18 protein-coding genes and 1 riboswitch are annotated in these 24,015 nt (G+C 69.1%); of the genes, 14 read left to right on the top strand and 4 right to left on the bottom strand.

Annotated features, from left to right (window positions below; all coding sequences use genetic code 11):
* Nucleotides 1-7 precede the first annotated feature (7 nt).
* The 6 genes from treS to treY are packed head-to-tail and all read left to right on the top strand — an operon-like array spanning nucleotide 8 to nucleotide 13,983.
* Nucleotides 8-3,292, top strand: coding sequence for a maltose alpha-D-glucosyltransferase (gene treS / locus F0Q34_RS04160; RefSeq protein ID WP_149810835.1), 3,285 nt, complete (start codon nucleotides 8-10; stop codon nucleotides 3,290-3,292).
* Nucleotides 3,285-5,438, top strand: coding sequence for a 1,4-alpha-glucan branching protein GlgB (gene glgB, locus F0Q34_RS04155; RefSeq protein ID WP_149810834.1), 2,154 nt, complete (start codon nucleotides 3,285-3,287; stop codon nucleotides 5,436-5,438). The genes treS and glgB overlap by 8 nt, the downstream gene beginning before the upstream one ends.
* A gap of 1 nt (nucleotide 5,439) precedes the next feature.
* Nucleotides 5,440-7,557: a glycogen debranching protein GlgX gene (gene glgX / locus F0Q34_RS04150; protein WP_370750944.1), complete on the top strand. Its 2,118-nt coding sequence runs from the start codon at nucleotides 5,440-5,442 to the stop codon at nucleotides 7,555-7,557.
* A complete protein-coding gene (treZ, locus tag F0Q34_RS04145; RefSeq protein ID WP_149810833.1) occupies nucleotides 7,554-9,314 on the top strand; it encodes a malto-oligosyltrehalose trehalohydrolase in 1,761 nt (586 codons plus the stop codon). Before glgX ends, treZ begins: the two co-directional genes overlap by 4 nt.
* The gene (gene malQ, locus F0Q34_RS04140; protein ID WP_149810832.1) at nucleotides 9,311-11,359 is read left to right on the top strand and encodes a 4-alpha-glucanotransferase; all 2,049 of its coding nucleotides are present in this window, start codon (nucleotides 9,311-9,313) and stop codon (nucleotides 11,357-11,359) included. Before treZ ends, malQ begins: the two co-directional genes overlap by 4 nt.
* Nucleotides 11,356-13,983, top strand: coding sequence for a malto-oligosyltrehalose synthase (treY, locus tag F0Q34_RS04135; protein WP_149810831.1), 2,628 nt, complete (start codon nucleotides 11,356-11,358; stop codon nucleotides 13,981-13,983). The genes malQ and treY overlap by 4 nt, the downstream gene beginning before the upstream one ends.
* 63 nt (nucleotides 13,984-14,046) lie before the next feature.
* Here the strand turns inward: treY and F0Q34_RS04130 are convergent, their stop codons facing one another.
* Nucleotides 14,047-14,457, bottom strand: a complete 411-nt coding sequence (locus F0Q34_RS04130) for a hypothetical protein (protein ID WP_149810830.1) — start codon at nucleotides 14,455-14,457, stop codon at nucleotides 14,047-14,049.
* 153 nt (nucleotides 14,458-14,610) lie between these two features.
* A riboswitch (glycine riboswitch) is annotated at nucleotides 14,611-14,698 on the top strand.
* Nucleotides 14,699-14,862: 164 nt separating this feature from the next.
* Here F0Q34_RS04130 and F0Q34_RS04125 point away from each other — a divergent pair.
* The 3 genes from F0Q34_RS04125 to F0Q34_RS04115 all read left to right on the top strand — a co-directional run bounded on the left by F0Q34_RS04125 (nucleotide 14,863) and on the right by F0Q34_RS04115 (nucleotide 16,425).
* Nucleotides 14,863-15,498 (top strand): trimeric intracellular cation channel family protein, encoded by a 636-nt coding sequence (locus F0Q34_RS04125; RefSeq protein WP_149810829.1) that lies wholly within the window; start codon nucleotides 14,863-14,865, stop codon nucleotides 15,496-15,498.
* 215 nt (nucleotides 15,499-15,713) lie between these two features.
* Nucleotides 15,714-16,139: a Rap1a/Tai family immunity protein gene (locus tag F0Q34_RS04120; protein ID WP_149810828.1), complete on the top strand. Its 426-nt coding sequence runs from the start codon at nucleotides 15,714-15,716 to the stop codon at nucleotides 16,137-16,139.
* A 16-nt stretch (nucleotides 16,140-16,155) separates the two neighbouring features.
* Nucleotides 16,156-16,425: a glycine zipper domain-containing protein gene (locus F0Q34_RS04115; RefSeq protein WP_149810827.1), complete on the top strand. Its 270-nt coding sequence runs from the start codon at nucleotides 16,156-16,158 to the stop codon at nucleotides 16,423-16,425.
* Nucleotides 16,426-16,474: 49 nt separating this feature from the next.
* On the opposite strand, the gene F0Q34_RS04110 is transcribed toward F0Q34_RS04115, so the two are convergent.
* The gene (locus F0Q34_RS04110) at nucleotides 16,475-17,449 is read right to left on the bottom strand and encodes a Gfo/Idh/MocA family protein (protein WP_149810826.1); all 975 of its coding nucleotides are present in this window, start codon (nucleotides 17,447-17,449) and stop codon (nucleotides 16,475-16,477) included.
* A 130-nt stretch (nucleotides 17,450-17,579) separates the two neighbouring features.
* Between F0Q34_RS04110 and secD the strand changes: the two genes are divergently transcribed.
* From secD to F0Q34_RS04090, 4 genes are all read left to right on the top strand, one after another.
* Nucleotides 17,580-19,169 carry a protein translocase subunit SecD gene (gene secD, locus F0Q34_RS04105; protein ID WP_149810825.1) on the top strand — a complete coding sequence of 530 codons (1,590 nt, stop codon included), beginning with the start codon at nucleotides 17,580-17,582 and terminating at the stop codon, nucleotides 19,167-19,169.
* A 15-nt stretch (nucleotides 19,170-19,184) separates the two neighbouring features.
* Nucleotides 19,185-20,147 carry a protein translocase subunit SecF gene (gene secF / locus F0Q34_RS04100; RefSeq protein WP_174241973.1) on the top strand — a complete coding sequence of 321 codons (963 nt, stop codon included), beginning with the start codon at nucleotides 19,185-19,187 and terminating at the stop codon, nucleotides 20,145-20,147.
* 127 nt (nucleotides 20,148-20,274) lie between these two features.
* Entirely contained in the window at nucleotides 20,275-21,474 is a 1,200-nt protein-coding gene (locus F0Q34_RS04095) for an EAL domain-containing protein (protein WP_149810824.1), read from the top strand.
* Between the two features lie 141 nt (nucleotides 21,475-21,615).
* On the top strand, nucleotides 21,616-21,945 hold the full coding sequence (locus F0Q34_RS04090) for a YnfA family protein (RefSeq protein ID WP_149810823.1): 330 nt from the start codon (nucleotides 21,616-21,618) through the stop codon (nucleotides 21,943-21,945).
* A 3-nt stretch (nucleotides 21,946-21,948) separates the two neighbouring features.
* On the opposite strand, the gene F0Q34_RS04085 is transcribed toward F0Q34_RS04090, so the two are convergent.
* Nucleotides 21,949-22,350: a GFA family protein gene (locus F0Q34_RS04085; protein WP_241665306.1), complete on the bottom strand. Its 402-nt coding sequence runs from the start codon at nucleotides 22,348-22,350 to the stop codon at nucleotides 21,949-21,951.
* A 78-nt stretch (nucleotides 22,351-22,428) separates the two neighbouring features.
* Here F0Q34_RS04085 and F0Q34_RS04080 point away from each other — a divergent pair, with 78 nt between their 5' ends.
* The gene (locus F0Q34_RS04080; RefSeq protein WP_149810822.1) at nucleotides 22,429-22,614 is read left to right on the top strand and encodes a hypothetical protein; all 186 of its coding nucleotides are present in this window, start codon (nucleotides 22,429-22,431) and stop codon (nucleotides 22,612-22,614) included.
* A 17-nt stretch (nucleotides 22,615-22,631) separates the two neighbouring features.
* Here the strand turns inward: F0Q34_RS04080 and F0Q34_RS04075 are convergent, their stop codons facing one another.
* Complete coding sequence (locus F0Q34_RS04075) at nucleotides 22,632-23,954, bottom strand: MFS transporter (RefSeq protein ID WP_306419374.1); 1,323 nt, start codon at nucleotides 23,952-23,954, stop codon at nucleotides 22,632-22,634.
* Between the last annotated feature and the right edge of the window lie 61 nt (nucleotides 23,955-24,015).

Here is a 24,015-nt window from a genome sequence, read left to right as displayed (position 1 = left end):
CCGATCCATGCCCAACGACAAGCCGGAAATGCCGGCCGATCCGCTCTGGTACAAGGATGCGGTGATCTACCAGCTGCACATCAAGTCCTTCTTCGATTCCAACAATGACGGCGTGGGCGACCTGCCGGGGCTGATCAGCAAGCTCGACTACATCCAGACACTGGGGGTGGACGCCGTCTGGCTGCTGCCCTTCTATCCCTCGCCGCGCCGCGACGACGGCTACGACATCGCCGAATACAAGGCCGTGCATCCCGAATACGGCGCGATGGAGGATATCCGGCGCTTCATCGACGAGGCGCATGCGCGCGGCATCCGCGTCATCACCGAGCTGGTCATCAACCACACCTCCGACCAGCATCCCTGGTTCCAGCGTGCCCGCTTGGCGCCGCCCGGCTCGCCGGAGCGGAACTTCTACGTCTGGTCCGACACGGACCAGAAATATGAGGGGACGCGCATCATCTTCCTCGATACCGAGAAGTCCAACTGGACCTGGGACCCCGTGGCCGGCCAGTATTTCTGGCACCGCTTCTATTCGCACCAGCCGGACCTGAACTTCGACAACCCGGCGGTGATCGAGGAAGTGCTCGACGTCATGCGCTTCTGGCTGGATGCCGGCGTGGACGGGCTGCGGCTCGACGCCATCCCCTACCTGATCGAGCGGGACGGCACCAACAACGAGAACCTGCCCGAAACGCATGTCGTCCTGAAGAAGATCCGCGCCGCGCTGGACGCTCACGCGCCCGGCAAGATGCTGCTGGCCGAGGCCAATCAGTGGCCGGAGGACACGCAGCAATATTTCGGCGATGGCGACGAATGCCACATGTCGTTCCACTTCCCCCTGATGCCGCGCATGTACATGGCAATGGCGCAGGAGGACCGCTTCCCGATCACCGACATCCTGCGGCAGACGCCGGACATCCCGCCCAACTGCCAGTGGGCCATCTTCCTGCGCAACCATGACGAACTGACGCTGGAGATGGTGACCGACAAGGAGCGGGACTATCTCTGGGAAACCTACGCATCGGAGAAGCGCGCGCGCATCAACCTCGGCATCCGCCGCCGCCTGGCGCCGCTGCTGGAGCATGACCGGCGGCGGATCGAGCTGATGAACTCGCTCCTTCTGTCCATGCCGGGAACGCCCGTCCTGTATTACGGCGACGAGATCGGCATGGGCGACAACATCCATCTCGGCGACCGGGATGGTGTGCGCACGCCGATGCAATGGTCGCCCGACCGCAATGGCGGCTTTTCCCGCGCCAACCCGGCGCAGCTGGTGCTGCCCGCCATCATGGACCCGGTCTATGGCTTCGACGCGGTGAATGTGGAGGCGCAGACCTCCGACCCGCATTCCATGCTGAACTGGACGCGGCGGATGCTGGCGGTGCGCAAGCGCCACCAGGCCTTCGGGCGCGGCAGCTTCGGCTATCTCTACCCCGGCAACCGCAAGATCCTGGCTTATCTGCGGGAATTCGAGGGGGAGACCATCCTGTGCGTGTGCAACCTGTCGCGCACGGCGCAGGCGGTTGAGCTGGATCTGGCCAACTTTGCCGGCCGCGTCCCGGTGGAGCTGCTGGGTGGCGCATCCTTCCCCCCCATCGGCCAGCTCACCTACCTGCTGACGCTGCCGCCCTACGGCTTTTACTGGTTCGTCCTTGCCACGGAGGCTGCCATGCCAGGCTGGCACATGCCGGCGCCCGAGCCGATGACCGAGCTGTCCACGCTGGTGCTGCGCGGCGGTCTGGCGGACGCCCTGCAGCCCGCGCAGCGCAAGATCATCGAGCAGGAAGCGCTGCCGAAATACCTGCCGCGCCGCCGCTGGTTCGCCGGAAAGGGCGATGCGGTGAGCGAGCCGCATCTCGCCTTCGCCGAGGCGCTGGCCGGCCGCACCACGGAGGTGCTGCTGGCGGAGGTGGAGGTCGCGGAAGGAAATGGCAAGGCACGCTACCTCCTGCCGCTGGGCATCGCCTGGGAAGACGAAACCAGCGCCGCCCTGCCCCAGCAGCTCGCGCTGGCCAGGGTGCGGCGCGGGCGTCGGGTCGGCGTGCTGACCGATGCCTTCGCGCTTGACGCCCTCCCGGCCTCGGTTCTGCGCGGATTGTCGGAAAGCGCGGTGATGAAGCTGTCGGAAGGCGAGATCCGCTTCCTGCCGACCTCGATCTTTCCTGGAGCGGAAATCCCGCCCGATGCCGAGATCCGGCGGCTTTCGGCCGAGCAATCCAATTCGTCCCTGATCATCGGCGAGCATGCGGTGCTGAAGCTGGTGCGGCGCGTTACCGAGGGCATCAGCCCCGAGACGGAAATGACGCGCCACCTGACCGAGCGCGGCTTCGGTCAGACCGCGCCGCTGCTGGGCGAGGTGGTCCGGGTGACGCCGGACGGCGTGCCGCGGACCCTCGTGGTGGTGCAGGGCTTCGTGCGCAACCAGGGCGATGGCTGGAGCTGGACCACCGAGTTCCTGTCCCGCGCCGTGGGCGAGATGGCGGTGACGGAAGCGCCCGAGGAGGAGCAGCAGGACGCCTTCACCGGCTACTCCGTCTTCGCCACGGCGCTGGGCAAGCGGCTCGCGGAAATGCACGCGCTGCTGGCCGAGCCCAGCGACGATCCCGCCTTCGCGCCGGAACCGGCCTCCGCGGGCGATGCGCGGGGCTGGGCCGCGGGCGCCCAGGATCAGCTGGAAGCCGCCTTCCGCGCCCTGGCCGCGCAGCGCGACTGGAGCAGCCCGGAGGATGCCGAGCGCGCCGAAAGGCTGCTGTCGCGGCGCGATGCGCTGGCAGCCGTTATCCAGAGCATGGCCGCCAGGACCGAGGGCGTGCTGAAGACCCGCATCCATGGCGACTTCCACCTGGGGCAGGTGCTGGTGGTGCAGGGCGATGCCTGCATCATCGACTTCGAGGGTGAGCCGGCGAAGTCGCTGGAGCAGCGCCGGGCCAAGTCGTCGCCGCTGCGCGACGTGGCGGGCCTGCTGCGCTCCATCGACTACGCCGTGGCCACGGCGCAGGCGCAGGACGGCATGTCCGAAGCCGGGGAGCGGCATGCCGCGCTGCTGGAAAGCTTCCGCGAACGTGCCGTGGGCGAATTCCTGGATGCCTATCGCGCCGTGCATTCCGCGGCGCCCCGGCGCTGGACGCCGGAAGCGGCGGAAAGCACGCTGCTCGACCTGTTCCTGCTGGAAAAGGCGGCGTACGAGGTTTGCTACGAGGTGGCCAATCGTCCGACCTGGCTGCACATCCCGCTGCGTGGCCTGGATGAACTGGCGGCGCGCCTGCTGAACAAGGAGACGCCGCATGGCTGACACCTCGCTGCACCCCGATGCCGTTGCCGCGTTGGTGGAAGGCCGCCACGGTGATCCCTTCGCGGTGCTGGGCCCCCGCGATGGCCGCGTGCGGGTGCTGCTGCCCGGCGCCCGTGGCGTGGAGGTCGTGACCCGAAAAGGCGCCGCACCGCTTTCACAGGCGCATCCGGCCGGCCTGTTCGAGGGCCCCCTGGCCGAGACGCCTTACCTGCTGCGCATCGACTGGGGCGGGACCACGCAGGAGGTGGAGGATGTGTATGCCTTCCCTCCGCTGCTCGGCGAACTGGACCTGCATCTGCTGGGGGAAGGCACGCATCAGGATATCGGCCGCTGCCTGGGCGCGCATCCCTGCGTCGTGGAAGGCGTGCGGGGCGTGCGCTTCGCCCTTTGGGCGCCGAATGCGCGGCGCGTTTCCGTGGTGGGCGACTTCAATGGCTGGGATGGCCGGCGCAACCCCATGCGGCTGCGGCACGAGGCGGGGGTGTGGGAGATCTTCATCCCCCGCCTCGGCCCGGGCGCGATCTACAAATTCGAGTTGCTGGACCCGAATGGCAGCCTTTTGCCGCTGAAGGCCGATCCCTGCGCCTGGCAGGCCGAGGTCCCGCCCGCCACCGGTTCCATCGTGGTGGACACCGCCGCCATCAGGCCGCCAAAGCCGCGTGCCCGGCCGCCGGGCATGGAGAACCAGCCCTTCTCCGTGTACGAGGTGCATGCCGGCTCCTGGATGCGCGGCCCGGACAACAGCACGCTGAGCTGGGAGGAGCTGGGGGACAAGCTGATCCCCTACGTCACCGGCATGGGCTTCACCCATGTCGAGTTCCTGCCGGTCATGGCGCATCCCTTTGGCGGTTCCTGGGGCTACCAGCCCCTCGGCCAGTTCGCGCCCCATGCTCCCTTCGGCCCGCCCGAGCACTTCCAGCGCCTTGTGGCACGCTGCCACGAGGCCGGGCTGGGGGTGATCCTGGACTGGGTGCCGGCGCATTTTCCGACCGACACCCACGGGCTCGCGCGCTTCGACGGCACCGCGCTGTACGAGCATGCGGACCCCCGCGAGGGTTTCCACCACGACTGGAACACGCTGATCTTCAACCTCGGCCGGCGGGAGGTGCGCAACTTCCTGATGGGCAGCGCGGTCCATTGGCTGGAAACCTATGGAGCGGATGCGCTGCGCGTGGATGCCGTGGCCTCGATGCTGTACCGCGACTACAGCCGGCCGCATGATCAATGGATCCCGAACATCCATGGCGGACGGGAAAACCTGGAATCGATCTCCTTTCTCCAGGAACTGTCCCGCGTCATCGCCGAGCGCTGCCCCGGCAAGCTGCTGATCGCCGAGGAATCCACCGCCTTCCCCGGCGTCACCCGCAAGGCCGATGAAGGCGGGCTGGGCTTCGACTTCAAATGGAACATGGGCTGGATGCACGACACGCTCCACTACATGGAGCGGGACCCGATCTACCGGCAATACCAGCATGGCGGCATGACCTTCGGCATGGTCTATGCCTTCACCGAGAAGTTCATGCTGCCGCTGTCCCATGACGAGGTGGTGCACGGCAAGGGATCGTTGATCGGCAAGATGCCCGGCGACGACTGGCAGAAATTCGCCAATCTTCGCGCCTATCTTTCCTTCATGTGGACGCATCCCGGGAAGAAGCTGCTCTTCATGGGCGGCGAGTTCGCGCAGTGGCGCGAATGGAACCATGACCGTTCGCTCGACTGGCACCTTCTCGACCAGGCGCCGCATGCCGGGCTGCAGCGCATGCTGCGGGACCTCAACCGCCTGTACCGCGAGATGCCCGCGCTGCACGCGCTGGACTGCGACCCGGCAGGGTTCCGCTGGGTGGTGCTGGATGACAACGCCAACAGCGTCTTCGCCTTTCTGCGCTTCGGCCCCGAAGGCACGCCGCCTGCCCTGGTGGTGTCCAACATGACGCCGGTGACGCGCCAGGGCTACCGCATCGGCCTGCCATCGGGCGGCGCGTGGCGCGAGGTGTTCAATTCTGACGCCGGCATCTATGGCGGCAGCAACAACGGCAATGGCGGCATGGTCCATGCCGTGGCCGAGCCGGCGCATGGCTTCGATGCCTCGGTGGGGCTGGAGTTGCCGGGACTGTCCACACTGGTTCTGGTGCCGGCGGAGGGCTGAGTTGCCACGCCTGCCCGATCGTATGTTGCCGGGTCGCCCCCATCCCCTGGGGGCGCACTGGGATGGCCTCGGCGTGAATTTCGCCGTCTTCTCCGCCCATGCCTCCAAGATCGAGCTGTGCATCTTCGATCCGGCCGGCCGGCGCGAATTGTCGCGGATGGAGCTGCCCGAATGCACGGATGAGGTTTTCCACGGCTATCTGCCGGAAGCCCGGCCCGGCCTTGTTTACGGTTATCGCGCCTACGGGCCGTACCAGCCCGAGCAGGGCCACCGCTTCAACCCTCACAAATTGCTGCTCGACCCTTATGGGCGGCAAATGCTGGGCAATCTGCGCTGGTCGGACGCCCTGTTCGGCCATCGCCTGGGCGCGCCGCGCGCCGACATGTCCTTTGACCGGCGGGACAGCGCCGCCGCCATGCCGAAATCCGTGGTGACGGACGACGCCTTCAACTGGGGCGACGACCGCCCGCCGGACATCCCATGGGACCGCACCGTCATCTATGAGGCGCATCTGCGTGGCCTGACCATGCAGCGCGAGGATATCTGGCCGCGCGAGCGCGGCAGCTTCGCGGCGCTGGCGACACCGCAGATGATCGAGCATTTCCATCGCATCGGCATCACGGCGGTGCAGCTGCTGCCGATCCATGCCTTTCTCCAGGACCGCTTCCTGGTGGAGAAGGGCCTGCGCAATTACTGGGGCTACTCCACCCTCTCCTTTTTCGCCCCTGAGCCGGCCTACTTCCCGACCGGCGAGCTGGACGAGATCCGCATCGCCATCCGCCGCCTGCATGCCGCCGGCATCGAGGTGATCCTGGACGTGGTCTACAACCACACCTGCGAGGGCAACGAGGTCGGGCCGACCCTGTCCTGGCGCGGGCTCGACAATGCCAGCTATTACCGCCTGGTGCCGGGCGACGAGCGCGGCTTCATCGACGAAACGGGCTGCGGCAACACCGTCAACCTCTCGCACCCCCGCGTGTTGCAGATGGTCATGGACAGCTTGCGCTACTGGGCAACCGCCTTTCGCGTCGATGGTTTCCGCTTCGATCTTTGCTCCACCCTGGGGCGGGAAGGCAATGGCTACGACCCTGGCTCGGGCTTCTTCGATGCCATTCGCCAGGACCCGGTGCTGTCACGGTTGAAGCTGATCGCCGAGCCCTGGGATGTCGGGCCTGGGGGCTATCAGCTCGGCCGCCATCCGCCGGGGTTTTCCGAATGGAATGACCGCTACCGTGACGACCTGCGGCGCTTCTGGCGGGGCGATGCCGGACGGCGGGCGGATGTCGCCGGGCGCCTTTCCGGTTCGGGCGATTTGTTCGAGCACCGGCGGCGGCGCCCCTGGGCCTCCGTCAACTTCATGGCGGCGCATGACGGGTTCACGCTGGAGGACCTCGTTTCCTATTCCGAGCGCCACAACGAGGCCAATGGCGAGGGCAACCGCGATGGCCATGGCGACAATTGCTCCAGCAACTGGGGCGTCGAGGGGCCCACGCACAATGCCAAGATCCTGGCCCTGCGTGCTTCCGTGAAGCGTGCCATGCTGCTGACGCTCTTTGCTTCCCATGGCACGCCGATGCTGCTCGCCGGGGACGAGTTCGGGCGTACGCAGGGCGGCAACAACAACGCCTACTGCCAGGACAACGAGGTGTCCTGGATCGACTGGAAGCTGGCCAGCATGCCGGCGGGCGCCGCGCTGCAACGCTTTGTCGAGCGTGCGGCGGCCCTGCGCCGGCGGCTGGCCTCGCTGCGCTCGCCCGTTTTCCTGCACGGCCGCACCGAGCCGCTGCCTGGCCTCGCCGATACGGGCTGGTTCGGCCCCGATGGGGAGCCGCTTTCCACCGCGGACTGGCATGACCCGGAAGGCCGCGTGCTGGCGCTGCGCCGCGCCTGCGCCGCGCCGGATGACGATCATGTCGAGGTTTCGCTGCTGCTGTTGAACGCTTCCGCCGCCCATCAGGATTTCACGCTCCCGGGGCCGCGCATGCCCTGGGTGTCCGCCCTCGACAGCAATCACCCGGAGGCGCACGAGGCGCCGCTCGCCGCGGGAACGGTGACGGTGGCGCCGCGCTCCGCGCGCCTGCTTTTCGCGCTTCTCCCCAAAGAGGAAAGCCTTCCATGAGCCACCGCTACAGCTTTGGCGCCCTTCCCGGGCAGGATGGCCGCACGCGCTTCCGCCTTTGGGCTCCCGGCCAGCCCGGCGTCACGCTGCAACGGCGCGACGCACCCGACCAGCCGATGCGGCAGGAGCCGGATGGCTGGTGGTCGGCGGAGGTGGAGGCGCCGCCGGGCACGCGCTACCGCTACGCCCTCGGCAACGGGCCCACGGTGCCCGACCCGGCTTCCCACGCGCAGGATGGCGATGTGGATGGCTGGAGCGTGGTGGTGGACCATGCCTTCGCCTGGAAGAACACGGACTACGCCGCGCCGCCCTGGCCGCGCGCGGTGGTGTATGAATTGCACGCCGGCGCCATGGGCGGCTTCCGCGGCATCATGAGGGAATTGCAGCGCCTGGCGACGCTGGGCGTCAACACCATCGAGATCATGCCGGTGGCGGATTTCGCCGGCACCGCCAATTGGGGCTATGACGGCGTCCTGCCCTACGCGCCCGACGAGACCTATGGCACGCCGGAGGACCTCAAGGCCCTGGTGGACGCGGCGCATGGCCATGGCATCGCCGTGATGCTGGACGTGGTGTACAACCATTTCGGCCCGGCCGGAAATTACTGGCACAGCATCGCGCCGGATTTCTTCCGCAAGGACATCCATACCCCCTGGGGCGATGCCATCGACTTCCGCGAAAAACCGGTGCGCGATTTCTTTATCGAGAACGCGCTGTTCTGGCTCACGGAATACCGCATCGACGGGCTGCGCTTCGACGCGGTCCACGCCATCGCCGACGACACTTTCCTGCAGGAGCTTTCCGCCCGCATCCGCGAAGCCACGGAAGGCCGCAATGTCTACCTGGTGCTGGAGAACGAAACCAACGACGCCGCACGGCTGGAGAAGGATTTCGATGCGCAATGGAATGACGATGTTCACCACTGCCTGCACGTTCTGCTGACCGGCGAGCACGACGCCTATTACGCCGACTATGCCGACGATCCCGCCGGGCATCTGGCGCGCGCGATGCAGTCGGGCTTCGTCTATCAGGGCGAGACCTCGCAGAATCTCGGCCATGCACGGGGCAAGCCGAGCGGCCATCTGCCGCCCTCGGCCTTTGTGAACTCGCTGCAAACACATGATCAGGTCGGCAACCGGGCGCTGGGCGAGCGGATCTATTCCCTCGCCCCGGCCGACGGGACCCGTGCGGCGATGCTGCTGCTGCTGCTGTCACCGCCCGTGCCGATGCTGTTCATGGGCGACGAATACGCCTTGCGGAAGCCGTTCCTGTTCTTCACGGGATTTCCTTCGGCGGATCTTGCCAAGGCGGTGCGGGAGGGACGGCGCAAGGAGTTCGCCCGCTTCCCCGCCTTCAACGACCCAGAAAAGCAGAAGAAGATCCCCGACCCCAACGACCCCGCCACCTTCGAGGCCAGCAAGCCCGACCCGGAGGAACACCAGTCCGAGGCCTCGCTGCACATGGAAAGCTTCGTTTCGACGCTGCTCCGGGCCCGCAACATGCGGCTCGGCCCGCATCTGGCCGGCGCGCAATCCCTGGGCGCCGGGAAGCTGGGCGAGCGCGGCCTCCGCGCCGTATGGCGCCTTGGTGACGGATCGGTGCTCACCATCGCGGCGCAGTTCGGCCCGGATGCGGTGCCCTGCGCCGGCGCCGAAGGCCATGTGCTGGCGGAATCGCGGGAAGACGTGGCGGCCAGCGTCAATGAAGGGACCCTGCCCCCCTACAGCGCCATCGCCTGGCTGAAGGCCGCGGCATGAGCGACACGGGCGAGCTGCGCCGTCTGGCCCGCGCGGTCGGGCTGATGGCCGAGTGGGAGGATGCGCATGGCAGGCAGCAGGCCGTCTCGCCCGAAACCATGCGCGTGGTGCTCGGCGCGCTCGGCTACCCGGCGGCCACCGGCAAGGAAGCGCGGGACAGCCTGGGCCGCCTGCGCGAGGCGCAGCAGGCGGCTCCGCCCCCGCTGCTGACAACCTTTCCAGGCGAGGCGCTGCGCCTTCCCGGTGCCCGCCCCGGCCGCTACCGCCTCACCGACGCCGAAGGGGTGTCCGTGGAAGGCGAGGCTGTCCCGGCGGCCGGCGGCGCCCGCATCACCGCGCCTGCCCTGCCCGGCTACTACAAGCTGGAATGCGGCGAGCGGGCATTGACCCTGGCGGTCGCGCCGCCGCATGGCCACCGGATCAGCGAGGCCTGTGGCGGCGACAAGGCCTGGGGCCTGGCGGTGCAGCTTTATTCCCTCAGGCGCGCCGGGGATGGCGGCGTGGGCGATTACCTGGCGCTGCGGGACTTCGCCGCCGGCGCCGCGGCGCAGGGCGCGGACGCGGTGGCGATCAGCCCGGTCCATGCCCAGTTCACCGCCGATCCGTCGCGCTTCAGCCCTTACGCCCCTTCCAGCCGCCTGTGGCTCGACGTGCGCCATGCCGAAGGCGAAAGCCTGATGCCCAACGCCCCTCCCTTCGTGCCGGAGCTGGCGGCGGAATGGGCGCGGCTGGAGGCGCTGGACCTCGTGGAATGGCCGGATGTGGCGCGCGCCCGCATCATCCGCGCCCGGCAGCTTTACGCCGCGCACCTGCAGGCGCCGCAAGAGGCGCTGCGCGACGCGCTGGATGCTTTCCGCACGCTGGGCGGCAGCTCGCTGGAGAACCATGCGCGGTTCGAGGCCCTGCACGCCGCGCAGCTGGCCGAGGACAAGTCCCGCTGGCATTGGCGCGACTGGCCCGTCGCGCTGCGCGACCCGGACAGCGCCGAGGTCGCCCGTTTCGCCGAGGCGCAGGCGGAGGAGATCGGCTTCCACGTCTTCCTGCAATTCCTGGCCGATCGCGGCCTCGCCACCGCCCAGTCGGCCATGCGCGACAAGGGGGGGCGCATCGGCCTGATCGCCGACCTCGCCATCGGCGTGGATGGCGGCGGCAGCGATGCCTGGGCGCGGCAGACCGAGTTCCTGTCGGGCGTCGAGATCGGCGCGCCGCCCGACATCTTCAACACGCGCGGCCAGGGCTGGGGCATCACCACCTATTCGCCGCACGGCCTGGTCGCCAATGGCTTCGCCGCCTTCCGCGAGATGCTGGGCGCCGCCTTCCGCAATGCCGGCGGCGTCCGGCTGGACCATGTTCTGGGGCTGCGGCGGCTCTGGCTCGTGCCGGAAGGCGCCTCCCCCGCCGATGGCTGCTACCTGCGCTATCCAATGGATGACCTGCTGCGGCTGGTGGCGCTGGAATCCCATCTCCACAAGGCCATCGCCATCGGGGAGGATCTCGGCACGGTGCCGGAAGGCTTCCGCCCGCGCCTGCAGGAAACCGGCCTCGCCGGCATGCGGGTGATGTGGTTCGAGCAAACCTCGCGCGGCTTCAAGGCGCCCGCCCGCTGGTCGCGGGAGGCGGTGGCCATGACCTCCACCCATGACCTGCCCACGGTGGCCGGCTGGTGGTCCGGCGCCGATCTGGCATGGCGGGAAAAGCTCGGCGGCGGGCCCAAGGACCAGGCGCAGACCCGCCTGGTGGAGCGGGGCAAGCTGTGGGCCGCCTTCCGCCAGGCGGGGGTGGCGCGTGGCGCCGCCCCGCCGCTGGAGGATACCGCCCCGGTCGCCGACGCCGCCGCCGCCTTCATCGGCCGCGCGCAATGCGACCTCGCCTTGCTGCCCCTGGAGGATGCCGTTGCGGCGGTGGAGCAACCCAACCTCCCCGGCACCGTTGATGAGCACCCGAACTGGCGTCGGCGGCTCGGTCCGCCGGTCGAGCGCCTGTTCGCGGACCCTGCCATCGAACAGCGCCTGCGCGGCTTGGCGCGGGCGCGGAGAGCACCATGACGCCGCCCGCCACCACGACGCCGCGCTCCACCTATCGCATCCAGTTCCATGCGGGGTTCACGCTGGATGATGCGGTGGCCATCGTGCCCTATCTGGCACGGCTGGGGATCAGCCACCTCTACGCCTCGCCGTTGCTGCCTGCGGCGCCCGGCTCGATGCATGGCTATGACATCACCGCGCATGACGCGATCAACCCCGCCCTGGGCGGCGAGGCGGCGCTGCGGCGGCTGGTCGCCGCGCTGCGCGCTGAGGACATGGGGCTGCTGCTCGACATCGTGCCCAACCACATGGGGGTGGATGGGCCGCACAATGCCTGGTGGCAGGACGTGCTGGCGCATGGCCGCGACAGCCGCTTCGCCCGCTTCTTCGACATCGACTGGGACAACAAGGACCCGACGCTGGCCGGCAAGATGCTGGCTCCGTTCCTGGGCAAGCCCTATGGCGAGGCCCTGGCGGATGGCGAGCTGTCGCTGGTCGCCGAGGGCCCGACCGGCCTGTCCGTTGCCTATTTCGACAACCGCTTCCCGATCGCGCCGCGCGATGCGGCGGGCATCCTCGATGACCGCGACGGGCTGAAGGCCTATGACCCGGCCTCGCTGAACGGCCTCGCCCGGCTGCACGCCCTGCTGGAGCGGCAACATTACCGCCTCGCCTGGTGGCGCACTGCGACCGACGAGATCAACTGGCGCCGCTTCTTCGACGTCACTGGCCTGGCCGGGCTGCGCGCCGAGGAGCCGGAGGTGTTCGACGCCACGCATGAGCTGATCCTGCGGCTCTACGCGGAAGGCCTGATCGACGGCGTGCGCATCGACCATGTGGACGGGCTGGCCGATCCTGGCGCCTATTGCCGCAAGCTGCGCCGGCGCATGGCTGCCGCCGGCACCCGGCGCCCGGCCGGGGCGCCGCCGGGCGAGCCCTATATCCTGGTGGAGAAGATCCTGGCCCCCGGCGAGCCGCTGCCGGCCCGCTGGCAAACCGATGGCACCACCGGCTACGACTTCATGGACCAGGTCGGCGCCCTGCTGCACGACCCGGCCGGGGAAGCGCCCTTTTCCGCGCTGTGGCGCGAGGTCAGTGGCAGCGCCCTCGACTTCCACGCGGAGGAGATCGCGGCGCGCGGGCAGATCCTGCGCGAGAGCCTGGCGGCGGAGCTGGACAATTGCGCCCGCGCCCTGCAGCACCTGGCGCGCGGCCATATCCGCTCCCGCGACTTTTCCTTCAATGCCATCCGCCGCGTGCTGCGGGCGCTGCTGCTGAACTTCCCGGTCTATCGCGTCTATGTGCGCGTCGGCGCGCCGGACGCGCAGGATGTCGCGGTGCTGCGGCAGGCGGCCGAGGCGGCACGGGCGATGCTGGCCCCCACGGACCACATGCTGCTGTCCCAGGTGTTGTTGTGGCTGGCCGAGATCTCCCCGCGCGACCTGCCGCGTGGCGATGCGCGCCATGCCCTGCTGACGGCGCGGCAGCGTTTCCAGCAGTTGTCCTCTCCCACCGCCGCCAAGTCGGTGGAGGACACGGCCTTCTACCGTTATGGCCGGCTGCTGTCCCGTAACGAGGTCGGCTCCAACCCGGGCCAGTTCAGCCTGTCGCCCGAGGACTTCCACCAGGCGGCCACCGCGCGCGCGGAAGCGACGCCGGCCGCCATGCTCGCCACCGCCACGCATGACCACAAGCGGGGCGAGGACCTGCGGATGCGGCTCGCCTTCCTGTCCGAGATGCCGGATGAATGGGCCGATGCGCTGCGCGGCTTCCTGAACCAAAGCCGTGCCCTGGTGCGGGACCTGCCCGCCGGCCCGGCGCCGGAGCCGGGCGACGCCGCCATGTTCCTGCAGATGATCCTGGCCTCCTGGCCGCTCGGCCTGTCCGTGGAGGACCGCACGGGGGTGGATGCCTGGCTGGATCGCTTGTCCGGATGGCAGCAGAAGGCGATGCGGGAAGCCAAACGCCGCTCCGGCTGGGCGATGCCTGACGAGCCTTATGAGCAGGCCAGCCAGGACTTCCTGCGCAGCGCGGTGGATGGGGCGCGCTTCCCGGAGTTGGCGCGGGGGCTGGAGCGTCTGGCCGCCCGGATGGCGCTGGGCGGCGCGGCCAAGAGCCTGTCCCAGACCGTGCTGCGCTACACTCTGCCCGGCGTGCCGGACCTGTATCAGGGCACCGAGTTCTGGGATGAATCCCTGGTTGACCCCGACAACCGCCGCCCGGTGGATTACGAGGCCCGCCGCCAGGCCCTGGAAGCCGCCGCAGCGCCCGATGCGCTGCTGCGCGGCTGGCAAACGGGTGCGGTCAAGCAGGCGGTGATCCACCGGCTGCTGGCCGAGCGCAACGCCGCCCCCGCCCTGTTCGCCGCAGGCCATTACCAGCCGCTTCCGGCGCCGGATGGGCATTTCGCCTTTCTTCGCCAGCACGGGCAGGATGCGCTTCTGGTGCTGGTCCCGCTGCGGACCTCCCCCCTTCCCGATGATGCCGCGAAAGGCCTCGCCTGTTCCCGGACGGTCGATCTCGCCTTGCCCGGGGAATGGTCCGGCCGTGCCTGGCGCTGCGTCCTGACCGGAGCGGAACTGCCGGCGGCGGCACGTCTTTCCCTTGGCGGCCCCTATCCGGTCGTGGTGTTGCGCTCCCGCTAGGGCGCCAGCCCGGCAAAGGCCGGGCCCCAGGGCCGCTATTTCCTTGGAAAGGAGAGCGCGGCCTCAATATCGGCAGTTGGCGTAGATCCCGGCATTGATGCAGCGGATCTGGTTGCCGCCCGGCCGGGCGATGGGCATCACCTGAGGGGCGACGTAGTTGTATGGAACCTGCGGACCCTGGCTGAAGGAAGCTCCGGCCTGCTGGATGGACTGGCTCAGGCTCTGCATCTCCTGCGCATGCATCTGCTGCCGCATGAGCACGAACTGCATTTCCTGCTGATTGAGGGCACGCCTCAGTTCAACCGGCCGGTCGTCGGAGGTGAAGCACTGCACCACCTCAGGGCTGACCGCGCGATACCTCGCACAATTCTCGTCTCCCATCAGGAAGGGCTGGCCATTCACGAAGTTGATGGCCGCACTTTTTGCGCATCCACCGAGCGCAAGCGCCATCAGCACCACCGCAAGCCCACGCATCCCACAAATCCCCCCCAGGAATGAAAACCTGGGCTATATTTTACTCATAAGTTGCTTTTTTGGTAAGCTTAATCTCCTTATGATTGCTCCCGCTAAGCTTGCCGGATCGGCACTGGCGATTGACAGACAGGCAGCCTCCCTCCGATAAGCCCGACAGACTCCGCGGGAGAGAGAGGCACTTGCCTCCGCCGAAGGCGCAAACTCCCATAATCGCTCAGGCATGCTGAACCGCGGAGAGGTCATGTGCCGTCTGGAGAGAGGCCGGAGCGCCAGGTTCAGCGCATCCCGGCCCACCGAAGGGGCAGGCTCCTCAAGGGGCTGAAACTCTCAGGTAAAAGGACAGCGGGAGAGGCACACCGGGATTTGCGGCGACGCGGATCCCGGCCCCCATCCGGAGCCTCTTCCATGTATTATTCCTCGGAAACCGCCCTGTTCGGCATCTACCTGATCGCCATCACCGCCGAGGCGATGTCCGGCGCGCTCGCGGCCGGGCGGCGCAACATGGACATCTTCGGCGTTGCCGTCATCGCCTTTGTCACGGCGCTGGGCGGCGGCACCATCCGGGACCTGATCCTTGGCCGATTTCCCATCGGCTGGACCCAGCATCCGGAATATGTCTACCTGGTGATCTCCGCGGGTCTGCTGACCACCGTCATCGCCTCCTTCATGCACAATCTGAAGCGCCTTTTCTTGGTGCTTGATTCGATGGGACTAGTGGCGTTCTCGCTGATCGGCAGCAATGTCGCGCTGGGGATGGGCTATCCCACCATCGTCATCATCATGTCGGGCATGATCACCGGCATCTGCGGCGGCATCCTGCGCGACGTCCTGTGCAACCAGGTTCCGGTGGTGTTCCGGCGCGAGCTTTACGCCAGCGTCTCGCTCGCCGTTTGCGGCCTTTTCCTGGGGCTCCACGCGCTTGGCGTCGATACCGACCTGAACACCGCGGTCAGTTTCGCCGCAGGCCTGACTCTGCGCCTGCTGGCGATCTGGGGGGGCTGGAGGCTGCCGATCTTCTCCTACCAGCACCGCTGGGAATAGGCCGGCGGGGCGGCGTCCCGGTCCCGGCCCACCCCGCCCGGTCCGGCATTTTGCGGCCGGGCCCTTCTTCGCGCCGGAAACCATTGGCGGCGTGAAGGCTTGATGAAACGGCTTGCCGCGGCGCCGGCGCCGGGGCATCCCCTCCGTGCCACCGGAAGCCTGGCCTTTCGGTCCAACCGGCCGGTGGCTCCGATAACCGCAAGGAACAAATCTAGATGCGGATATTCCCCTTGGCGGCGGCGCTTGCCGCCCTGGCCGCCGCGCCGGCCCTGGCGCAAACGGCACCCGCCACGGCCCCTGGCGCCATCATCACCCATGCCAACAGCGCCGGTGACCTCGCAGCCCTGTGCGATCCGGCGCCGGACAATCCCCGCCGGCTCGAATCCATCGCCTATTGCCAGGGCTACATGACGTCGGCCGGGCAATTCCACGCGGCGCTGAACCCGCCCAACTCCTCGCGCCGGCCCATGTTCTGCCTGCCGAGCCCGCCGCCGACCATCGCCGAATCCGGCCTCGGCTTCGCGGCCTGGGTGCGCCAGAACCCGCAGCATGCCAATGAATCGCCCATCGACGGGCTGTTCCGCTGGGCCCAAGCCACCTATCCCTGCCCGACGGGCACCGCCCCGCGCGGCCGCCGCTGAGATGAGGAGCACGAGCATGATCCAGCATGTCCGCCTCGCCCTGCCTCTTCTGGCCGTGCTGTCCCTGGGCGCTTGTGCGCCGGGTGGCATGAACCCGCAAACCCGCAGCATTGTCGGCGGCACTGCCGGCGGCGCTGCCCTGGGCGGTGTTGTCGGCTCGTTCAGCGGCAATGCCGGCCTCGGCGCGCTGCTTGGCGCCGGCGCGGGCGCGGGCGCGGGTTACCTTTACGACCAGTCGCAGCGCAATTCCTACAACCCGCCGCCGCGCGGCCGGGGGCGCTGGTAAGCCAGACCGCCTGGGGGAGTTGCTCCCCCGGGCCCACCGGCCGGGCGGATCAGCCCAGCGCCGTCCGCAGCGCGGCCGCCACGGCGGCTTCCACCCTCAGGGCCGCATCAAGCGCGGCCCGGCCCGCCACACCATCCGCCGCCACCGGCAGCGCATGAGGTGGGCGGCCATCCAGGCAGGCCGCGACAAAGGCCGCCTGCTCGGCTTCCAGATTGTCGTGCTCGGTCCAGGAGGTGGTTTCGATGCCGTGGCCGGGAATCTGCTCCAGCGGAATGCCCTCCCCGCCCTTGCGGACCAGCTTCATCTCGCGCGCCAGGAAATCCAGGCTGGCATAGCCTTCCGTGCCGAAGGCGCGCAGGCGGCGCTCCATCTTCAGGCTGGCCCGGCTCGCGGTGACCGTGGCCTGTGCCCCGTTGGCGAAGCGCAGCCGGGCATTGGCGATGTCCACCTTTTCCGACACCACCCGGGTTCCCGCCGCCTCCACCCCCACCAGCTCCGATCCGGCGAGGCCGATCACCAGGTCGAGATCGTGGATCATCAGGTCCAGGATCACGGTGACGTCGAGGCTGCGCGGCCGGAACGGCGCGATGCGCACCGCCTCCATGTAGAGCGGGCGGCCGATGCCCTTGCTGCCGCGTAGCGTCGCCATGCCGGCGGAAAAGCGCTCGATATGCCCGACCTGCAGCACGCGGCCGGCGGCGGCGGCGGCGGCCACCAGCGCATCGGCTTCCGCCAGGGTCGCGGCGACGGGCTTCTCCACGAACACATGGCAGCCCGCGGCGATGGCGGCGCTGGCCAGCTCATGGTGGAAGGCGGTGGGCGCGGCGATGATCACCGCATCGGCTTCCCGCATCAGCGCGGCGGCCTCCCAAACGCGGCAGCCGGCCTCAGCGGCCACCGCAGCCGCGCGGGCAGGATCGGCGTCAGCCAGGCCCAGGAATTCCAAGCGCGCCGCCTTGCCCGCCTTAAGGGCATGGAAACGCCCGAAATGCCCGGCGCCCAGGATGCCCAGCTTCAGCCGCATGGCCCACCTCTTTGCTTGTTCGATCCGGCGGCGCGTGTAGCAGAGTGTGGCGCGATGCGCATGGTGGGTTGCATCCGGCCCGCCCAGCCAGCATTTTCCGCACCCTTAAGCTTGGGGGTCCTTTGCGGCCATGCTGTATTTCGCGCGGTGGAAGGTCGCCGCAATTCTCGGCGTCATCCTGTTGGGTGCGCTGCTCTGCCTGCCCAACCTGTTTCCACGTGCCAGCATCCCGTCCTGGCTGCCGGCCCGACAGGTTTCCCTGGGCCTCGACCTGCGCGGCGGGTCCTACCTGCTGCTGGAGGTCGATCTCGCCGCCGTGGTGCGCGAGCGGCTGGAAAGCCTGGCCGATGGCGCCCGCACGCGGCTGCGCCAGGGCAATATCGGCTATCTGAACCTGGCCGCCGACCCGGCCAATGAGCGCCTGACGCTGCGGGTGCGGGACCCGGCCCAGGTGCCGGCCGCGGTTGCCGCGCTGCGCGAGATGGCCAGTCCCGGCGACGCGGCCACCCCCGCGGGCGCCACCGCCGACATCACGGTGTCCGCTGCCGAGGACGGCACGGTGACCATGGCGTTGAGCGACGCCGCGCTCCGCGCCCGCGCCAGCAGCGCGGTGGAGCAATCGCTGGAGATCGTCCGCCGCCGCATCGACGAGACCGGCACCTCGGAAGCGCTGATCGCCCGCCAGGGACAAAGCCGCATCCTGGTGCAGCTGCCCGGCGTCGAGGACCCGAACCGGATCAAGGAATTGCTCGGCCGCACCGCCCGCATGACCTTCCGTCTGCTGGACGAAACGGCGAACCCGCAGGCCGCCGCGCCGCCGCCGGGCGTCGAGTTCCTGGAAGGCGACACGCCCGGCCAGCGCTACCCTGTGCGGCGCCGCATCGAGGTGGACGGCGCCAACCTGTCCGATGCCCGGGCCGGGCAGAACGGGCAGACCGGCGAATGGGTGGTGAACTTTTCCTTTGATTCCGTCGGCACGCGCCGCTTCGCCGACATCACGCGGCAGAATGTCGGCCGCCCCTTCGCCGTGGTGCTGGACAACAAGGTCATCACCGCTCCCGTAATCCGCGAGCCGATCACCGGAGGCCAGGGCCAGATCAGCGGCAGCTTCAACGCCGCCTCGGCCAACGACCTCGCGGTGCTGCTGCGCGCCGGCGCCCTGCCCGCGCCGCTGACGGTGGTGGAGGAGCGGACGGTCGGGCCCGAGCTGGGCGCGGATGCCATCCGCGCGGGGCTGATCTCGCTCACGGTCGGCGCCGCCTTCGTGTTCCTGTATATGGGGCTGGCCTATGGGCTGTTCGGCTGGTTCGCCAACATCGCCCTGTTCGTCAATCTGCTGCTGATGTTCGCGGCGCTGTCCGTCATGCAGGCCACCATCACCTTGCCCGGCATCGCCGGGGTGGTGCTGACGCTGGGCACCGCGCTCGACGCCAACATCCTGATCAATGAACGCATCCGCGAGGAAACCCGGCTGGGCCGGCCACCGGCCAGCGCGCTGGAAGCGGGCTTCACCAAGGCGTCCGGCACCATCCTGGACAGCAACCTGACCAACCTGATCGCCATGGCCTGCCTTTACGCGCTGGGCTCCGGCCCGGTGCGCGGCTTCGCCGTCACGGTCGCCATCGGCACCATCGTGCAGATGTGGACGGCGACGACCCTGGTGCGGCTGTTTGTCGCGGGCTGGTACCGCCGCCGCCGGCCCAAGCTGCTGCCGGTCTGAGAGGAAGCCACAACCATGTTCCTCGCCCGTCCCCTGTTCCGGCTGGTGCCGGACGACACCACCATCCCCTTCATGAAGGGCCGCAAGCTCGGCCTCGCCTTTTCCGTCATCCTGTCCGTGCTGTCCGTGGTGCTGGCCTTTTATCCGGGCCTGGAAAAGGGCATCGACTTCCGCGGCGGCATCCTGATGGAGGTGCGCACCGCGCAGCCGGCCGATCTCGGGGCCATCCGCACGGGCATCGGTGACCTCGGCCTCGGCGAGGCCGGGGTGCAGGAATTCGGCGATGCCTCCACCGTGCTGGTGCGCCTGCCGGTGCAGGGCGACGAGGCGGCGACGCAGGTCGCGGTGAACCAGGTCCGTGCCACGCTGGAGCAGGTGTCGCCCGGCGCGCGCCTGCTGCGCACGGAGGCGGTCGGCAACCGGGTCAGCGACGAGCTGTTCACCGGCAGCATGATCGCCCTCGGCCTCTCGATGCTGGCGATGATGGCCTATATCTGGTTCCGCTTCGAATGGCAGTTCGCGGTGGGCGCCATTGCCACGCTGCTGCTGGAAACCACCAAGGTCATCGGCTTCCTGGCGGTGACCCGGATCGAGTTCAGCCTCACCACCGTCGCGGCGGTGCTGACCATCATCGGCTTCTCGGTGAACGACAAGGTCGTGGTTTATGACCGCATGCGCGAGAACCTGCGCAGGTACAAGACCATGCCGTTGCGGGAGCTGATCGACAAATCGATCAACGAAACGCTGAACCGCACCCTCGGCACCTCGATGACGCTGCTCCTGTCGGCGCTTCCCCTGGCGCTGTTCGGCGGCGACACCCTGGCCGGCTTTGCCTGGACCATGGTGTTCGGCATTGTCGCCACCACGACCTCCTCGATCTTCATCGCCGCGCCGATCCTGCTGTTCCTGGGCGAGAACCGGCTGCGCCGCGGCACCGAGGCGCCGAGTCCGGCCACCCGCGCCGCATCCGGCACCTGAAACGGGGACGCCGTCCGGCCTTCCCCTTCGGGGAGAAGGCCGGACGGCGTCTCAATTTTAACCATATCTTTACTTTACGCGATGCCCCACTAACATCTTCCTGGCCTTCACCGCGAAGGGGAGGAAGATGGCTTTCCGCTTTCCACCGAACCTGGACGAGGCCGATCCGCCGCTGCTGCTGGCGGATGATCCGGCGATCGTCAGCGCCGCGCAGGCCGCGATGATGGGCCTCGGCCGTCTGGCGCCGCAGCGGGTTGCCTCCGGTCGGGAAGCGTTGCACCATCTGCTCGGGGGGGACCGGCCCCGCCGGCTGGTTTGCCAGCCTTCCGCCGCGGGATCGAGCTGGCCGGCCCTGCTGGCCACCGCCCGCGACCCGCTTTCCTCCGCCGGTATCGTTGTGGTGCTGGAGGATGGCCCGCCCATCGCCGGCATCAACGCGGTGCTGCCCAGGGCCGCCGATCTCGCCGCCGCGTTGAGCCTGCCGGAGCCGGTGGCGATGGCCTCGACGGCGATGCCTTTTCCCCTCACCGATCCCGCCGAGCTGGCTTCCGGCCTTGCCCGGGGCGAGTTCATGGTGCGGTACCAGCCCATCCTGCGGGTCGCTGACCGGCGCCCCGTGCTGCTGGAGGGACTGGCGCGCTGGCACCGCCACACCACCACCCCGGTCGGGCCGGAACTGTTCATCCCGTTGGCGGAAAGCAGCGGCCAGGCCCGCGCCCTGACCGAAGCCGTGGCCTGCGCCGCCTTCCGGGAGATGGCCACGGCTCCGGCCCGGCTGGGCGCCTCCATCAGCCTCAACCTGCCGCTTGCCCTGCTGCTGGAGCGCGACGTGCTGCCCTGGCTGCGGGGAATGATGGCCGGCCAGCGCTTCCCGGCCTCGGCCCTGATCCTGGAACTGACGGAAACCACCCCGGTCCGCGACCGCCCCGCCCTGCGGCGGGCGCTGCGCCGGCTTGAGGCGGCGGGCGTGCCGGTGCTGATCGACGACATGGGGCTGGAGGATGATCGCGCCGCCCTGATGGAACTGCCCTTCGCCGGCATCAAGCTGGACAGGCACCTCGTCGGCGCCCTGCCCGGCAGCCGGCGCGCGCGCGCGGAGGTGGAGCGGCTGATCCGCCACGCCCATCGCCGCCGCATGACGGTGACCGCCGAGGGCGTGTCCGACAGCCGCCTTTGGCGCGCGGCCGCCATGGCGGGGGCCGACCATGTGCAGGGCTATGCGGTAAGCCGCCCGCTCAGCGCCGCTGCCCTGGCGGGCTGGGCCTCGGCCTGGCGTGGCAAGCGGCCCCATGGCAGCGCCGTGCCGCGCCGCAGCCACTCCGGCTGAGCCGCCAACAGCCTGCCGGCGCCGGTTTATCTTGGGCCGGTTCACCTTGGGGCAGCGGCCCGATCCCGCCGGGCTGGTGCGGACCGCCAAACGTCGGCACGGGCATGGCGGCCCCACAGGGCACGCGGCACACTGGGCGGCATGCACCGCAGCCTGTTGATCTACCTCGCCGCCGCCCTCGCCGAGATCGGCGGCTGCTTCGCCTTCTGGGCCTGGCTGCGCCTCGGCCGCACGGCGCTGTGGGTGCTGCCGGGGATGGCCAGCCTCGCCCTGTTCGCCTGGCTGCTGACGCTGGTGGAAACCGAGGCGGCGGGCCGCGCCTATGCCGCCTATGGCGGGATCTACATCCTCGCTTCCCTGTTGTGGCTCTGGCTGGCCGAAGGACTGCGGCCGGATCGCTGGGACTTGGCCGGGGCGCTGATCTGCCTGGGCGGCGCGGCGGTGATCCTGCTGGCGCCGCGGACCGGCTGAGGCTCAGCCCTTGCCGCGATCCCGCCGATGAACCGGCAGATTGTCCGCCGGCACCATCCAGGCGACGCGGCTGCCGAAGAAGACATGGTCCTCCGGCGGCACCAGGGACGGGTCGTCCAGCGTGGCGGTGGCGATGTCCACCTCGGGCAGGTCCTTGCCGTGATAGGTCACGCTGGTGCCGCAATCGGGGCAGAAGCCACGCTGCGCCCGTTCACTGGATGAATGGCAGCGCAGCCGCCCCGCCACCACGCGGAAGCCGCTGGCGAGGATGCTGAACCAGGCCATGGCCGGCGCGCCGCTGCTGCGGCGGCAATCGGTGCAATGGCACCAAGTCGCGTGAAAGGGTTCGCCCTCCGCCTCGTAGCGGAGTTGCCCGCAATGGCAGCCACCGGTGAGCATCGCCATCCTCCCCTGCCTGACCGCAAGGAACCCCGGCTCCGGCCAATCGTTGCAAGGGCAGGACACCCTTCAGGAGAACACCGCATGGCCGAGGAACGCGCGCCTGGCACCGACACCACTGGCAGCGAAAGCACGCATCGCGAGATGGGCACCCCGCCCCGCAACCCCTGGCTGGAGCGCAAGCCGCGCCCTGTCGCCGCCGGGCAGGAAGCCGAGGGCGAAACGGAGCGCACGGGGGAGATGCCGCCCCCGGTGCGTCCGGGGAAATAGCGCTGGGAGGATAGCGCCTAGGCCTGGCCGACCGGCCGCAGGCGGGACAGCCGCAGCGCCACCAGGAAGGCGACCAGCAGGATGCCGCCCAGCATCCAGCCAATGCCGCCCCACCCGCCGCGGGCCCAGGCCCAGCCGCCGGCCGCGCCGATCAGGCTGGCACCCATGTAATAGGCGAACAGGTAGAGCGAGGAAGCCTGCGCCCGCGCCGACTGCGCCCGCCGCCCGACCCAGGAGGAAGCGAGGGAATGGGCGCCGAAGAAGCCGAAGGTCATGGCCGCGATTCCCGCCACCGTCGAAGGCAGGGAGGGCGGCAGGGTCAGCCCCAGCCCGGCCAGCATCAGCAGCAGCATCACCCACAGCATGGCGCGCCGCCCGAAGCGGTCTGCCAGCCCGCCCACCAGGGTCGAGGCGCCGATGCCCACGATGTAGAGGGTGAACACCAGGGCCACCGCGCCCGGGCCGAGGCTGAAGGGCGGCGCGATCAGCCGGAAGCCGATGTAGTTGTACAGCGTCACGAAGCTGCCCATGAACAGGAAGGCTTCCAGGAACAGCCAGCGCAGCCCGGCATCGCGCAGATGCAGCGTGAAGCTGGCCATAAGCCCGTCCAGCGCCAGCGGGCGTGGGCTGAAATGGCGGGACGGCGGCAGGGCCCGCCAGAAGATGATTGCGCTGGCAAGGCCAAGCAGGCCCATGCTGCCCATCGCCCAGTGCCACCCGCCCCAATCCTGCAGCAGCCCCGTGAGGACGCGCCCGGCCATGCCGCCCGCCGCCGTGCCGCTGATATAAAGGCCCAGGGCGAAGCCGCTCGCGGAGGGCTCCATCTCCTCGGCGATATAGGCCATGGCAACCGCCGGCAGGCCACTCAACGCGATGCCCAGCAACAGGCGCAGGCCCAGGAACAGCTCCCAGCCCGGCGCCAGGGCGCAGGCCAGGGTCAGAATCGCCGAGGCCATGACGGAAACCACCATCACCGGCTTGCGCCCCCAGGCATCCGACAAGGCGCCGGCCACCAGCAGGCAGAAGGCCATCACCGCCGTGGTCAGCGACAAGGACAGGCTGCTGGCGGCGGGGCTGATCCGGAAATCCGCAACAAAGGCCGGCAGCAATGGCTGCACGCAATACAGCAGCGCGAAGGTGGCGAAGCCGGCACACAGGAAGGCGAGGTTGGCACGGCGGAACTCGGCCGTGCCGCGGCGGATGAAGGGCACCTCCCGCAGCGGCGCGCGAAGGGTCGTGGGCAGGGTATCGGGCATGAAGATCCGGGCGGTGATCTGTTCCTGCCCCGGACCATGGGCCCGCGGCGGCAGGCTGTCATTGCCCTCCGCCGGCTTTTTCATTCGGCAGATCCGAATACACTCTTATCCAGCGCGATAATGAAGCGAGGCCCCCTGCTTGGAA

It is taken from the genome of Teichococcus oryzae, assembly GCF_008386565.1.
Taxonomy (GTDB): Bacteria; Pseudomonadota; Alphaproteobacteria; order Acetobacterales; family Acetobacteraceae; genus Pseudoroseomonas; species Pseudoroseomonas oryzae.
Note: the sequence above shows the minus strand (reverse complement) of the source record. Positions and strands in the feature narration are given on the sequence as shown.

Bases quoted from the DNA above. Each gene is read 5' to 3' on its own strand.
- treS (WP_149810835.1), top strand. From the start codon at position 8: ATGCCCAACGACAAGCCGGAAATGCCGGCCGATCCGCTCTGGTACAAG.
- glgB (WP_149810834.1), top strand. From the start codon at position 3,285: ATGGCTGACACCTCGCTGCACCCCGATGCCGTTGCCGCGTTGGTGGAA.
- treZ (WP_149810833.1), top strand. From the start codon at position 7,554: ATGAGCCACCGCTACAGCTTTGGCGCCCTTCCCGGGCAGGATGGCCGC.
- malQ (WP_149810832.1), top strand. From the start codon at position 9,311: ATGAGCGACACGGGCGAGCTGCGCCGTCTGGCCCGCGCGGTCGGGCTG.
- treY (WP_149810831.1), top strand. From the start codon at position 11,356: ATGACGCCGCCCGCCACCACGACGCCGCGCTCCACCTATCGCATCCAG.
- F0Q34_RS04130 (WP_149810830.1), bottom strand. From the start codon at position 14,457: ATGCGTGGGCTTGCGGTGGTGCTGATGGCGCTTGCGCTCGGTGGATGC.
- F0Q34_RS04125 (WP_149810829.1), top strand. From the start codon at position 14,863: ATGTATTATTCCTCGGAAACCGCCCTGTTCGGCATCTACCTGATCGCC.
- F0Q34_RS04120 (WP_149810828.1), top strand. From the start codon at position 15,714: ATGCGGATATTCCCCTTGGCGGCGGCGCTTGCCGCCCTGGCCGCCGCG.
- F0Q34_RS04115 (WP_149810827.1), top strand. From the start codon at position 16,156: ATGATCCAGCATGTCCGCCTCGCCCTGCCTCTTCTGGCCGTGCTGTCC.
- F0Q34_RS04110 (WP_149810826.1), bottom strand. From the start codon at position 17,449: ATGCGGCTGAAGCTGGGCATCCTGGGCGCCGGGCATTTCGGGCGTTTC.
- secD (WP_149810825.1), top strand. From the start codon at position 17,580: ATGCTGTATTTCGCGCGGTGGAAGGTCGCCGCAATTCTCGGCGTCATC.
- secF (WP_174241973.1), top strand. From the start codon at position 19,185: ATGTTCCTCGCCCGTCCCCTGTTCCGGCTGGTGCCGGACGACACCACC.
- F0Q34_RS04095 (WP_149810824.1), top strand. From the start codon at position 20,275: ATGGCTTTCCGCTTTCCACCGAACCTGGACGAGGCCGATCCGCCGCTG.
- F0Q34_RS04090 (WP_149810823.1), top strand. From the start codon at position 21,616: ATGCACCGCAGCCTGTTGATCTACCTCGCCGCCGCCCTCGCCGAGATC.
- F0Q34_RS04085 (WP_241665306.1), bottom strand. From the start codon at position 22,350: ATGGCGATGCTCACCGGTGGCTGCCATTGCGGGCAACTCCGCTACGAG.
- F0Q34_RS04080 (WP_149810822.1), top strand. From the start codon at position 22,429: ATGGCCGAGGAACGCGCGCCTGGCACCGACACCACTGGCAGCGAAAGC.
- F0Q34_RS04075 (WP_306419374.1), bottom strand. From the start codon at position 23,954: ATGAAAAAGCCGGCGGAGGGCAATGACAGCCTGCCGCCGCGGGCCCAT.